Below are 13,057 nucleotides of genomic sequence, written 5' to 3' on the forward strand. Positions count from 1 at the left end.
CACATGCGTGCCCTTCGGAAGAAGGGATGAGACCGGGGACCGAACCTAGACTGCCATGACCGCCATCCTTACCAACCTGTTCGACGGTGTTGCCTACGGCATGCTGCTGTTCGTGCTGGCCTGCGGGCTCGCCGTGACGCTCGGCCTGATGAACTTCGTCAATCTCGCCCACGGCGCCTTCGCCATGACCGGCGGCTACGTCTGTGCCGTTCTGGCCAATCAGCTGGGCTGGCCGTTCTTTGCCGCGCTGCCGTTCGCCTTCATCGTCAGCGCGGTGATCGGCGCGGCGCTGGAGCGGACGCTGTACCAGCATCTCTATGCGCGCAGCCATCTCGATCAGGTGCTGTTCTCGATCGGGCTTGTGTTCATGTCGGTGGCCGCGGCCGACTACGTCATGGGCTCGTCGCGGCTCTTCATCAAGCTGCCGGCGGCGCTGCAGGGGCAGTTCGATGTGTTCGGTGTCGGCATCGGCCGCTACCGGCTGATGATCATCGTCATTTGCGGCCTGCTCACGGTGGGGCTGCAGCTCGTTCTGTCCAAGACCCGGTTCGGCAGCCGGCTGCGCGCGGCGGTCGATGATCCCAGGGCGGCCAGCGGGCTCGGCATCAACGTGCCGCAGGTGTTCGCCTTCACCTTCGCGTTCGGCTGCGGACTGGCCGGACTGGGCGGCGCGCTCAGCGCCGAGATCCTCGGCCTCGATCCGTATTTCCCTCTCAAGTTCATGATCTACTTCCTGATCGTGGTCACGGTCGGCGGTTCGTCTTCGATCACCGGTCCGTTCCTGGCCTCGCTGCTGCTCGGCATCGGCGACGTCGCCGGCAAATACTACGTGCCGAAGCTCGGGCCGTTCGTCATCTACACCATCATGATCGTGATCCTGATCTGGCGCCCGAACGGCCTGTTCGGCCGCACGGCGACGCGGTGAGGATCGCATGACAACGAATGCACAATCCGACGTCGGCTTCCACGCCAGGCAGCATGGCCGCTGGCATTGGAGCGAGTTCGCCTTCTGGATCGTCGTGCTGGCGGTCGGACTCGCCTTTCCCTCGCGCTACCTGATCATGACCGAGATCCTGCGGCTCGCGCTGTTCGCGATGTCGCTCGATCTCATCCTCGGCTATGCCGGCATCGTCTCGCTGGGGCACGCCGCCTTCTTCGGCGTCGGTGCCTACTGCGCCGGACTGCTGTCGGTCCACGGCATCATCAACGAGCCGGTGCTGGCGCTGATCGTGGCCGGCCTTGCCGCTACGGTGCTCGGCTTCGCCACCAGCTTCCTGGTGATCCGCGGCGTCGACCTGACGCGGCTGATGGTGACACTCGGCATTGCGCTCTTGATGGAAGCGCTGGCGGAGCGCTTCTCCAACATCACCGGCGGCACCGACGGCCTGCAGGGCATCGACATCCAGCCGATCTTCGGCCTGTTCGCCTTCGACATGTTCGGCAAGACCGGCTTCTTCTATTCGCTCGCGGTGCTGTTCGTGCTGTTCCTGCTGGCGCGGCGGATCGTGCATTCGCCGTTCGGCCTGTCGCTGCGCGCGATCAAGAACAATCCGCTGCGCGCGGCCGCGGTCGGCATTCCCGTCAACCGGCGCCTGATCGCGATCTACACGGTCGCGGCGTTCTATGCCGGCATTGCGGGAGCATTGTTCACGCAGACCACGGCGCTGGCCTCGCTCGACGTGTTCTCGTTCGAGCGCTCCGCCGACCTCGTTCTGATGCTCGTGATCGGCGGCTCCGGCTATCTCTATGGCGGGCTGATCGGCGCCGCCGTGTTCCGGATGCTGCAGGAGCTGTTCCAGTGGATCACCCCGCAATACTGGATGTTCTGGATCGGCCTCGTGCTGGTCGTGATCGTCATGGTCGGCCGCCACCGCATCCATGCCTATGCGCTGTGGCTGCCCAACCTCATTCTCCGGCAGATCGCCGGCCGCAAGGCCGCGGTGGCCCTGACCGATAACGAGGCGCCATGAGCTACGCGCTCGAAACCCGCGGGCTGGACAAGCATTTCGGCGGTCTTCATGTGACGCGCGACCTGTCGCTGAAGATCGCGCCCGGTGCGCGGCACGCGCTGATCGGTCCGAACGGCGCCGGCAAGACCACCGTCATCAATCAGCTCACCGGCGTGCTGGAGCCGAGCGCGGGACGAATCCTGCTCGAAGGCCAGGACATCACCGATCTCCCCGTGCACAAGCGCGTGCTGCGCGGCCTGTCGCGCACCTTCCAGATCAACCAGCTCTACCCGGACCTGACGCCGCTCGAGACCATCGGGCTCGCGGTGTCCGAGCGGCTCGGCGGCGGTGGCAATTGGTGGCGGCGCATGGGCACGCGCGACGACATCAATGCCGAGATCGCCGAGACCTTGGAGCGCTTCCGGCTGCTCGACGTGATGAACGATCCGACCTCGACCTTGCCCTATGGCAAGCAGCGCCTGCTCGAGATCGCCGTCGCCATCGCCGCCAAGCCCCGCGTGCTGCTGCTCGACGAGCCGGCCGCCGGCGTGCCGGAGGGCGAGCGCAAGGACATTCTCGCCGCCGTCGCCGCGTTGCCGCGTGACGTGACGGTGCTGCTGATCGAGCACGACATGGACCTCGTCTTCTCCTTTGCCGACCGCATCTCGGTTCTCGTTTCGGGGGCTCTGCTGGTCGAGGGCGCTCCCGACGAGGTCGCACGCGATCCGCAGGTCAAGGCGGTCTATCTCGGCGAGGCCGCGTGATGACGGACCTGCTCGCCATCGAGAACCTGCGTGCCGGCTATGGCCAGGCGGTCGTATTGCCGAACATGTCGCTGAAGCTGCCGGAGGGTCAGGTGCTGGCGCTGCTCGGACGTAACGGCACCGGCAAGACCACGCTGATCAACTCCATCGTCGGCGTCACCCGCCGCTTTTCCGGCAGGATCGCATTGGCGGGGCAGGACATCACGAGCCTGCGCGCCGACCAGCGCGCGCGCGCCGGCATCGGCTGGGTGCCGCAGGAGCGCAACATCTTCCGCTCGCTCACGGTCGAAGAGAACATGACCGCGGTGGCGCAGCCCGGGCCGTGGACGGTCGAGCGGGTCTACCAGATGTTTCCGCGGCTCAAGGAGCGTCGCAACAATTTCGGCAACCAACTTTCGGGCGGCGAGCAGCAGATGCTGGCGATCGGCCGTGCGCTGACGCTCAATCCGAAGGTGCTGTTGCTGGACGAGCCGACCGAAGGGCTGGCGCCGATCATCGTCGAGGAGCTGCTGGCCGCGATCGGCACCATCAGCCGAGCCGGCGGGCTGTGCTCGGTTATCGTCGAGCAGCACGCGCAGAAGCTCCTCAGCCTTGCCGATCGCGTCGTGATCCTCGAGCGCGGCACCGTCGTGCACGACGCGCCGTCGAGCGAGTTGAAAGCCGATCCGAGCCCGCTGGAGCGGCATCTCGGGGTCGCGAGCGCCGCCACCGCGCATTGACTGATCGAGAGGCTTGAACGCCGGCCTCGCAAGCGTCATTCTGGGTTGTAGAAGCGATTTGGCTCGCCTCGTTGGCTGACTCTCCGGATCGTGCTTCCGAGCGGTATAGGGCAGCGGTGGCCAGCCTGGTATGCAGGACGGCGGCGTCACGCGGTCAGCCCCGACGCGACGCCCTCGACGCTCGATGCGGCCGTGCCGTCGCATTAACGGGTCCGGAGGCCGGAAAATGGCCGGACTACAGCAGAATGAAGCATCGGAGGATGGCCGACGGATCATGCAGCCAGGTGACCGCGGCCGCCGCGGGATCCTCTGGTGATCCCGATCTCAATGGAATTGTATACCGGTCGGATACGGGGTAGGGGATGGATCCAATCCATGCTGCACGGCCGACCCCGGACAGCACGCCAAGTCAGATCGCAACCGATCCAACAATCATACCGAACGAATCGACCCCTTCCAAGGAGTGAACAGATGCAACGCACCAAGCCCCCGTTCCGCGCCGACGAAGTCGGCAGCCTCCTGCGTCCGCAGAAGATCAAGGAGGCCCGCGCCAAGCTCGAGAAGGGCGAGATTTCGGCCGACGATCTCCGCAAGATCGAGGACATGGAGATCGAGAAGGTCGTGCACCGCCAGGCATCGACCGGGCTCAAGCTCGCGACCGACGGCGAATTCCGCCGCTCCTGGTGGCATTTCGACTTCCTGGCCAAGCTGACCGGCTGCGAGCTGTTCCATCCCGACGCCGGTATTCAGTTCGCGGGCGTGCAGACCCGGCACGATTCGGTGCGCGTGATCGACAAGCTCGATTTCCCGGCTGATCACCCGATGCTGAATCACTTCCGCTTCCTGAAGAAGCACGCCGACGCCGCGCATGTGACGGCGAAGATGACCATCCCGTCTCCGGCGGTGCTGCACTTCCGCGGTGGCCGCAAGTCGATCTCCAAGGACGTCTATCCCGATCTCGACGCCTTCTACGAGGATCTCGGCAAGACCTACCGCAAGGCCGTCAAGGCGTTCTACGACGCCGGCTGCCGCTACCTGCAGTTCGACGACACCGTGTGGGCCTATCTGTGCTCGCAGGAGGAGCTGCAGAAGGCCAGGGAGCGCGGCGACAATCCCGACGGCCTGCAGGAGATCTATTCGCGCATCATCAACTACGCGATCGCCGAGCGTCCCGCCGACATGACGATCTCGACCCACGTCTGTCGCGGCAATTTCCGCTCGACCTGGATCTCCTCAGGCGGTTACGAGCCGGTCGCCGAGACCATGCTCGCCAAGACCAACTACGACGGCTACTTCCTCGAATACGATAGCGAGCGTGCCGGCGGCTTCGAGCCGCTGCGTTTCCTGCCCAAGGGCAACAAGGTGGTCGTGGTCGGCCTGGTGACGTCGAAGGTCGGAGAGCTCGAGAAGAAGGACGACATCAAGCGCCGCATGGAGGAGGCCTCCAAGTTCGCGCCGCTCGATCAGCTTGCGCTGTCCCCGCAATGCGGCTTCGCCTCGACCGAGGAAGGCAACATCCTGAGCGAAGAAGAGCAGTGGGCGAAGCTGCGCCTCTGCGTCGAGCTGGCCGAGGAGATCTGGGGGAAGTAAGCTTGCCCCAGACGGAGCCTATTGAAGCTGGACCCGGACCTTACCCGGGGCAGCTGACCATCACGGTCGCTTCTGAACAGGATCGCCGCGGCAACGCGCGGCGATCCTTCACGGCGGTGGATGCAAGAGCCGCCACATCCGTTGCAGGTGACCTGCTTTTTGACGATCGCGATTTCGAAAGGTTGGCAGGAGGTGGGCTCATCGAGTCGCCGGAGAAATCCCTTCGGGTCTTGGCTCCGTGGCAAGAGGCCGGTGATCTGCTGAACGGCTGCTAACGACCAGCACATCCAATTCCATCTCAAAGATGTCGCTACGCGGCCCGGCGGCCTGCTTTCTTGGCAGACTTCCGCTTCGGAGCAGCCTTGGGCGGCGCTGAGGTGAGCTTCACGCCGAGAGCGCGGATCACCTTGAGGATGGTGGCGAACTCCGGATTCCCGTCTTCACCAAGTGCCCGATAAAGCTGTTCGCGACGGATGCCGGTTGCCTTGGCGACTTCCGTCATGCCGCGCGCTCGGGCAATTGTGTTGATCGCGGCGCGGATTTCATCAGCGGTGCCGTCCTCAAGCGCCGCCGCCAGAAACTCGGCTTGGGCCTCCGGCTCTGCAAGATATTCCGCGGCATCGAAGCGCGTCGTTGCCATTCGCTACCCCTCTCTCTCGGCCAATTCTTGAGCGCGCCGGATATCGGAGCGCTGGATGCTCTTGTCACCACCGCAAAGCAGGATCACCAGGACGTTGCCTTTCTGGCGCAAATAGACCCGATAGCCGGGGCCGTAATCGATCAGCATTTGGGAGACGCCCCCACCAACCGGCTTGCTGTCACCGAGGTTGCCACCTTCAGCACGGGCAATGCGAGCCGCAATACGTGCCTTTGCTCTCGCATCTCGCAGACCAAGAAGCCATTCCTTGAACTCGCTGGTCTGCCGGACCTCGAGCATGAAGGAGCGTATCTTAAAAGGTACAGGGGCGCAAGGGCGCGAGAGCGAAGCGCGCCGGCTATGCCCTCCTGCCTGTGCGCCGGGCTCCGGGGTCTTCCGATCAGGGTTGGGCGGCCGGAGCAATCCGCCCCGTTTCGTTTTTGCGCAGCAGTGCGCGCCGGATCAGCCGCTGCGCCGGCGCCTCGAATCCGCGATAGGTGACGTACGCCGCCGACAAGGTCAGCCCCATGAAGCCGATCCAGAACGGATGGGTGCCGTACGGAATCGCTCTCCCCAGCGACGTGAACACCAGCGCGATCGCAAGCTGGATCGGGAAGTGCAGCAGATAGCACGAATAGGTCATGTTGCCGGCGGCCTGCAGCAGGTCCTCGATGCGCCGCGGCAGGGTGATGGGCCTCGTACAGACGAACAACAGGATCGGCGTAGTGACGAGCAGGAGCACTGCGGCGCGCTCGGCCAGCTCAATGCCGGAAAGCCAGAGTGCCGACGGAATGCCGACGACGGCGCACGCGGCGAACGCCTCCAGCTTCGGCCGATACCAGGCATCGGCAACGCCCTGCCGCGCCATGGCGGCAAGTCCGCCGGCATAGAAGAAGACAAAACATTTGCCGACAAGCGTGCCGCTCGCGATCCCGGCCAGGATCATCGCCAGGTTCAACAGCGGCGATGTGGTTACGAAGCGCAAGCTTACGAAGAACGCTGCATAGACCAGGACCTCGATGGAGACCGACCAGATCGGTCCGTTGAAGCTGACGCCGGTCGGCGGCAACCAGTCGCTCGCCATGAACAGTTGCGCGACGAAATGGCCGAGATCGTTGCTCTGGTAGACGAAGAAGAAGCCATGCTGCACGACGTAGATGACCTGCAGCCCCGCGACCAGCAGCAGCGTCGCGAGATGCAGCGGGTAGAGCCGCGACAGCCGGTTGACGAAGAAGGTCCAGCCGTCGACCGTGCCGTCCGGGATGATCGCGCTGTACTTCCAGAAGAAGATGAAGCCGGAGATGCACCAGAAGATTACGACGCCGTATTCGCCGAGCTCATAGAACGGGAACAGGACGCGGTAGAACGGCAGCTCGCTGCGGACGAGATCAACCGGCGCGTCGGCCACGTAGGCGAAGTGCGGGTAGTGCCACAACAGCACCGAGATGGTGGCGAGGAAGCGCAGCAGCTCCAGTCCGAGGAGCTTGTGAGTCCCAGGCGATGTCGACGTTTGAGGCAGGGCCATGCAGTGTTCGTTAACCGTCGCGACGGGATGCGCTGGCCGATCCTAGCAGGGTCGAAATGAAGGATTGTTTTCGTCGGCCGCAGCGCGTGCGGGGCGTTCGGGGTCAACCGCAGGCGAGCTCGGTTCCACGCTGGATCGCCTGGTCCCAGGACCGGTAGCCCGCAGCATTGAGATGGATGCCCTCGAGCGTGAACGGCGACTCCACCGGCGGCAAGGGCAGCAGGGTCGCGCCGGTGCGCCGCGCAAGGTCCGGCAGCACGGCGCGGTAGCCGGTGATGCTCGCCATGGCGGCCTTCTCCATCGCCGGCGTGAACGGCCCGCGCGCCTCGACCGGGGGGAACGCGACGATGAAGATGCGCTCCGTGAGCTTCGACAGGTCGCGCAACAGGGCCTCGTAGCGCTCGGCAAAGACGGCGGGGGAATCGGGCTTGGCGGTCAGCGCGTCGTTGACGCCGAGGGACACGATGATGGCGAACGCCCGCTTCGGTCCAAGCGCGGGCTTGAGCCAGCCGGCGAGGTCGCTGCGCGTTCCGGCTCCTGCCAGACCGGCATTGACGATCGGATGTCCGCAGGCGCTGGCCGGCAACGTCGATGCCTCGACGATGCTGTCACCGAGCACGATGATCGGATCATCAGGGCGCGCCAGCAGGTTGTAGTGGACGACGAGCTGGCGAACGGTGCGGTGATCGCCGCCGGACGGCGCCGCAGAGCGGCGCGCCAGCACGAAGGTCGCGGCTGCCGCGGCAATCACCGCAAACAGCACAATGCCCAGTCGCGCCTGCGTGTTCGCTGCCATGCGGACGATTGATGCCTTTCGATCCCGTTTACGCTAGCGCGAATGCGCGAACGGATCTCTAATTCGCCCGCGTCCAGGTCGAGGAGCGGCAGATGACGCCGCCGAAGGCGCAGCCCGAGGTCGTCAGCGTGTTACCGGACAGCGTCATCTTGGCGTCATAGGTCTTGCCGTCGTCGGGATTGCTGTAGCTGCCGGCCCAGGCATTGGGGCCGGTCGATTTCATGCCTGAGAACAGCCGCTGGCCGACCTTCGCCGGCGTGTCGGTGCCTTCCTTGATCCAGACCAGCGTGCCGCAGATGGCGCCGCCGCAGGGCGCGAACTTGACCTTGGAGGCACCACTCTCGCGCAGCCAGACGCCGGTCACGTCATCGGCGAGCGCCGGACTCGCGGCGAGTGCGAGCGCAAAGCCAATTCCAATGACAAACCGACCGACCATGCGGGCCTCCCTTGCACCATTTCGAGACGGGCACGTTGCAAGCGGATCGTGTCAGCGAAGCGGCGTGTCGCCGATGATCCGCGTCGTCTCTGTTGATCGAGGACGATAGCAGGATTCGGGCATGCCGCACCTGCCTCGGTGCGGGCGGCCTTGGGTCCGACGATCGCAGCAGCCGGCCTGACGCGGCGCCGTCGGTCTATTTCGACGCGAGGTAGACTTCGCCGAGCAGCGAGGAGTTCGACCACGGCACCTGCTTGTTCTTCGTGGCCGAGACGACCTCGGCGCGCACCCGCGTCAGCATCTGCTGCACCTCGAGGCCCGGCGTGCCGATATGACGCGACAGCGCTGCCGAGAACGGGCTGTTGTCGCCTACGCCATCGAGCGCGACCTTGCCGGGCGCCGTCGCGAATGCGATCAGCGTGCCGGCACCCGAGGTCGCGCCCGTGCCGAGGGAGGTGGGCGCGGCGAGGCCCGTCGCCCCCGCAAGCCCGCGGCCGGTTTCGGCCGTGGTGGCCGGCGCCGCGAACGGATTGTTGCGGCAGGCATCGAGGATCAGGATGTTGGTGCGGACCTCGTCGTCGAGCCCGGCCAGGATCTGGTCCATGTCGACCAGGGCGGTGACGACGTCGCTGCCCGCAGACAGCGCGATATCGGTCGGCACGAGATAGTTGCGGCCGTCGATCTGCACGCCGTGCCCGGCGTAGAACACCACCGCCACCTGCGCCCGTGTCGCCTCGCGCAGGAAGTCGCGCGTCTTGGCCTGCATCGCCGCGCGATCGAGATCGATGCCTTCGACCACGGTAAACCCGATGTCATGCAGGCTCCTGGCGATCGCACGCGCATCGCGTGGCGGATTGGGCAGCGGCTGCACATGTGTATAGGCGCCGTTGCCGATGACGAGCGCCATGCGCTGCCCCGTCGCAGCTGCTGCGGTGGAGGAGGGCGCCGCCGTCTCCGCCCGCTGCTGCGGCTGCACCGCCGGCTCCGACAGCAGCGACAGCCGCACCTTGGCGGTCGCCTGGTTGGCCTTGCTGCCAGCGTCGGACGCCGTGGGCTTCAGCGCGGCGGCATAATCCGCCTTGGCTGCATCGAACTCGCCCTTGGCCTCATGGGCCAGCGCGCGATGCACATGGGCGGCGATGACCACGCTGCCGGGCGGTGTCATCACATTGGCCGGCGGGTTCTGCGCCAGCCGGACCGCCTCGGAAGCGTCGGCGATGGCGCGCTCGAGATTGCCCTTGGCGCGCCAGATCACGCTGCGATTGATCAGGGGCGAGGCCAGCGCCGGGTCGAGCCGGATCGCCTCGTTGATGTCGGTGAGCGCGCCATCGAGATCGCCGAGCGCCTCCTTGGCGATGCCGCGATTCTGCCAGGACAGCGCTGATTTCGGCGTCAGCTTGATCGCCTGATCGTAGTCGGCGATGGCCTTGGCGTAGTCGCTCGTGCCGCGGTAGGCGTTGCCGCGGTTGTGGAAGATCGTGCCGCTCGGCGGACCACTTTTGACCGCGTCATTGAAGTCGGCGATCGCGATCTCGTACTCGCCCTTGTCGTAATAGGCCGAGCCGCGCAAATTGTAGATGGCCTGCGCCGGCTGCAGCCGCAGCGCCTCGGTCGCGTCGGCAACCACGTGGGCGTAGTCGCCCTTCTTGTTCCAGCCGACCGCGCGCCAGAAGTAGATGGTCGCGAGTTGTCCGCCGGAAAACACCTTCAGCGCGATGATCTTGTTGCAGGCAGCGATCATCTGATCCGCCGGAGTCGTCTCGGTGGTGCAGAGCGGGCCCAGCTGCGAGCGGGACTGGGCGGAGGCCGGCTGCGCGAGCAGGGTGACAAGCAGCGGGAGCAGCAGGAACGAATGGCGCATCGGCACGGACCGGGATGGGAAGAGCAGGGGGATCCCCATCCGCTTGGTTGCCTCGGGCGATCCAGCGGTTCAACAGCCAGATGCGGGGCGCGCCCACCCTCGTTCCCAGCGCGCGGGTAACCGAGCGCGATCGCAGGCGAAAATAAAAAGAATATGCGTGGTGCTACGGCTTCTGCGTGCGGCGGGGACGGACCTCGACGAAGTCGGCCGTGATCTGGACATCGAAGCGGGAGAGGAAGCTCATGCCCAGCAGCCCGTCGATACCGCTGCCGTAATCCTTGCGGTCGCCGTCCTGAACCGCGACTGGAATGCCGGTCGCCTGGAGCGAATTGAGCTTGACCTTGTCCGCGCGGGACAGCCGTGCTTTCGTTTCTCCGTTCGCCGTCATCAGTGTGATGTCGCTGCCTCCGCCCTGAGGCAGCTTGGCGCGCTCGGCGAAGGCGGTGCGAACCGAAACGTAGCTCGCGCCGGTGTCGAGGATGAACGATCCCTTGACCCCGTTGATCTCCGCCTTGACCACGACGACGCTCTTCTGTCCGCGCAGGGGGAAGCGCTCGTGATGAGCGTCGGTCGAAGCGGCGCAATTGCCCTGGCGTTCGTAGTCGGCGATCATCCGCTGGGTCTGGCTGGTGTCCCGGGCGCGTGGATCGAACGACACCCACAGGCTGATCGGCGCAACCGCTTCGCAATAGCGCTTCAGCGCCGCATAGGTCTCGGCCATCTGCGTGAAGACACGGCTGGCCACCTTGGCCTTGTCCGGCGACAGTTCGATCGTGTCGGAGTAATCGGCCAGCGCGCGCTGATGATCGCCCGCACCGGCGAGCGCCGTGGCGCGGAGATAATGCGCTTCGCGGTTCGACGGTGCACGGCGGACATATTCGTCGGCAACCTCGACGGCCTTGGGATAGTCGGTGAGCTTCATGTAGGTGTCGGCCGCGCGTTGCAGAGCCGTGAGCGGGGCACCGCACTCCCTCACGAAGCGGTAGAGGCCCTCCGCAGCCTGGCGGCGGTAGCCGAGCTTGTCGAGCATCAGCGCGAGATCGCTGACGCTCTTCTGGTCGCAGGGCTCACGCTTCAGCTCCTGAAGGCGCAGCCAGACGAAGGGATCGCGGGCGGCCTGCAACGGCAGCGTGCCCAGGCGTTCGTAGACGCCCGCAAAGACCTCGTCTGGATTTTCGTCGAGGTAGCCGGCGGCAGCTGGTCCCAGCATGGCGGTCAGCAGCAGCGCGGCCGCCGTCAGCCTGGCCCCGAAATACCTCGACATGCACACCCCAACGTTGATCTGGTGGGAACTTTATAGCCGCAAAGAGTGATGCAACAAGGTACCGACCGTGTCTTTCCTTGGTGGGCAGACGGTGATAGAGCATTGGGCCAACGGGCCGCTGCCCATCCTCATTTCCCACCCACTTGGCCGATGAAGAACGACCAGCTGCTCGCCCAGATCACGGAGTTCTGCCGCCAGTCGGACATGGCGGAGTCGACGTTCGGCCGGCGCGCGGTCAACGACGGCAAGCTGGTGCAGCGCCTGCGTGAGGGCAAGCGCATCACGATCGACACGCTCGACCGCATCCAGGCCTATATCGCGGCATCCACCGGCACGCTGCCGCCGCCGCGGCTCGATGTCGTACCCGAGAAGCGCGATCCCAAGAGCAATTTCCGCTTCTTCGAGAACCGCCAGAAATATCTGCTGTTCGTGCACACCTGCAGCGAGAAGCGGGTGGTGGCGGAACGGGTGGGGCTCGAGCTCGCCAGCATCCATCCGCGGCCGCCGGCACTGCGTCTGTTCGATGCCGGCGTCGGCGACGGCACCGTGCTGTCGAAGGTGCTGCGGACCATGCATGGCCGCTTTCCGCACATCCCGTTCTATGTCGCGGGCAAGGAGCTGAGCCTGGAGGACGTCCGGCTGACCTTGGAAAAAGTGCCGGACCGGCTGTTCGAGCACCCGGCCAGCGTGTTCGTGTTCACCAACATGAACTATGCCGAGGCGCCCTGGCTGACGCCGGCCTCGCCGTCTGTGGCGGCCTCGATGATCTGGCACGAGGTCGTGCTGCAGGGCGATTCGTCCGGGGATTTCGAGACCCAGATCGCGGCGCTGAAGCCGTTCCTGGAGCAGAACTGGCGCGCCAATGTGTCCCAGCGCACCGGCATGCCGGTCTATGAGCGACCGATCGCGCTGGTGCTCTACCGCGAGGACCACCGCTTCCTGCTCGACGGCATCATCCCCAGGGCTGGCCGGGTCGAGGCCAATTTCGACCTGATCATCGCCTCGCAGCCCTATCGGGCGCGCTCCTCGGTCAATTTCCGCGCCAAGCGCATCATCGCACCGCTGGCGCGGGCGCTGAAGCCGGGCGGCCGGCTGATCGGAATCCACTCCCACGGCCAGGATCCGGGCCTGGATATCATCCAGGCGGTCTGGCCTGGAGAAAATCCTTTCTCGGTCAGCCGCCATGAGCTATTGCGCGCCGTCAAGTACGAGCTGGGCTCCGGTGGGCGAGACTTAAATTTTAACGCCTATGCGGACAATCGCTCGATTTTCAGGTATGAGATGGAGGCTCTGCCCAACGAGGTCACCGGCACCATCGGAACCTCGACGGCCTTTGCAGCCTGGAACGCGGCGGTGTATGTCGCGCAGATCGAGGAAGACCGCCTGACGGAGGTCGCACACTCGTCTCGTGCGCTCGACGCCGCCAGAGAGGTTCTGCGAAAGCACAACGGGCTGTGGTTCTACGACGAGTCCTACGTCATCTCGCGGCGTCGCGACTGACATCCTTGGGATCAAT

Annotated in this window: 13 protein-coding genes; 6 read left to right on the forward strand and 7 right to left on the reverse strand. The window is 65.3% G+C overall.

All coding sequences use genetic code 11. The annotated features are described in order from the left end of the window. Window positions 1-55 precede the first annotated feature (55 nt). The 5 genes from LQG66_RS35040 to LQG66_RS35060 all read left to right on the forward strand — a co-directional run bounded on the left by LQG66_RS35040 (window position 56) and on the right by LQG66_RS35060 (window position 5,022). Window positions 56-925, forward strand: a complete 870-nt coding sequence (locus tag LQG66_RS35040) for a branched-chain amino acid ABC transporter permease (protein WP_231320508.1) — start codon at window positions 56-58, stop codon at window positions 923-925. Between the two features lie 7 nt (window positions 926-932). After that, window positions 933-1,970 carry a branched-chain amino acid ABC transporter permease gene (locus LQG66_RS35045; RefSeq protein ID WP_231320510.1) on the forward strand — a complete coding sequence of 346 codons (1,038 nt, stop codon included), beginning with the start codon at window positions 933-935 and terminating at the stop codon, window positions 1,968-1,970. Further along, window positions 1,967-2,713, forward strand: coding sequence for an ABC transporter ATP-binding protein (locus tag LQG66_RS35050; RefSeq protein WP_231320512.1), 747 nt, complete (start codon window positions 1,967-1,969; stop codon window positions 2,711-2,713). Before LQG66_RS35045 ends, LQG66_RS35050 begins: the two co-directional genes overlap by 4 nt. Next, window positions 2,713-3,432, forward strand: a complete 720-nt coding sequence (locus LQG66_RS35055; protein ID WP_231320514.1) for an ABC transporter ATP-binding protein — start codon at window positions 2,713-2,715, stop codon at window positions 3,430-3,432. The genes LQG66_RS35050 and LQG66_RS35055 overlap by 1 nt, the downstream gene beginning before the upstream one ends. Before the next feature lie 471 nt (window positions 3,433-3,903). Beyond that, entirely contained in the window at window positions 3,904-5,022 is a 1,119-nt protein-coding gene (locus tag LQG66_RS35060) for a cobalamin-independent methionine synthase II family protein (RefSeq protein ID WP_231320516.1), read from the forward strand. A 310-nt stretch (window positions 5,023-5,332) separates the two neighbouring features. Here LQG66_RS35060 and LQG66_RS35065 read toward each other — a convergent pair whose 3' ends face one another. From LQG66_RS35065 to LQG66_RS35095, 7 genes are all read right to left on the reverse strand, one after another. Continuing rightward, window positions 5,333-5,662, reverse strand: coding sequence for an addiction module antidote protein (locus LQG66_RS35065; RefSeq protein ID WP_231320518.1), 330 nt, complete (start codon window positions 5,660-5,662; stop codon window positions 5,333-5,335). A gap of 3 nt (window positions 5,663-5,665) precedes the next feature. Further along, entirely contained in the window at window positions 5,666-5,959 is a 294-nt protein-coding gene (locus LQG66_RS35070) for a type II toxin-antitoxin system RelE/ParE family toxin (protein WP_231320520.1), read from the reverse strand. Between the two features lie 100 nt (window positions 5,960-6,059). Next, window positions 6,060-7,184 (reverse strand): acyltransferase family protein, encoded by a 1,125-nt coding sequence (locus LQG66_RS35075; protein WP_231320522.1) that lies wholly within the window; start codon window positions 7,182-7,184, stop codon window positions 6,060-6,062. 103 nt (window positions 7,185-7,287) lie between these two features. Continuing rightward, window positions 7,288-7,980, reverse strand: a complete 693-nt coding sequence (locus LQG66_RS35080) for an SGNH/GDSL hydrolase family protein (protein ID WP_231320524.1) — start codon at window positions 7,978-7,980, stop codon at window positions 7,288-7,290. A 58-nt stretch (window positions 7,981-8,038) separates the two neighbouring features. Continuing rightward, window positions 8,039-8,416, reverse strand: a complete 378-nt coding sequence (locus tag LQG66_RS35085) for a DUF2147 domain-containing protein (RefSeq protein WP_231320526.1) — start codon at window positions 8,414-8,416, stop codon at window positions 8,039-8,041. 196 nt (window positions 8,417-8,612) lie between these two features. Beyond that, on the reverse strand, window positions 8,613-10,277 hold the full coding sequence (locus LQG66_RS35090) for a caspase family protein (protein WP_231320528.1): 1,665 nt from the start codon (window positions 10,275-10,277) through the stop codon (window positions 8,613-8,615). A 163-nt stretch (window positions 10,278-10,440) separates the two neighbouring features. Beyond that, window positions 10,441-11,541: a retropepsin-like aspartic protease gene (locus LQG66_RS35095; protein WP_231320531.1), complete on the reverse strand. Its 1,101-nt coding sequence runs from the start codon at window positions 11,539-11,541 to the stop codon at window positions 10,441-10,443. A 150-nt stretch (window positions 11,542-11,691) separates the two neighbouring features. Between LQG66_RS35095 and LQG66_RS35100 the strand changes: the two genes are divergently transcribed. Then, window positions 11,692-13,041, forward strand: a complete 1,350-nt coding sequence (locus tag LQG66_RS35100; protein WP_231320533.1) for a hypothetical protein — start codon at window positions 11,692-11,694, stop codon at window positions 13,039-13,041. Window positions 13,042-13,057 lie beyond the last annotated feature (16 nt).

Source organism: Bradyrhizobium ontarionense (assembly GCF_021088345.1).
GTDB lineage: Bacteria > Pseudomonadota > Alphaproteobacteria > Rhizobiales > Xanthobacteraceae > Bradyrhizobium > Bradyrhizobium ontarionense.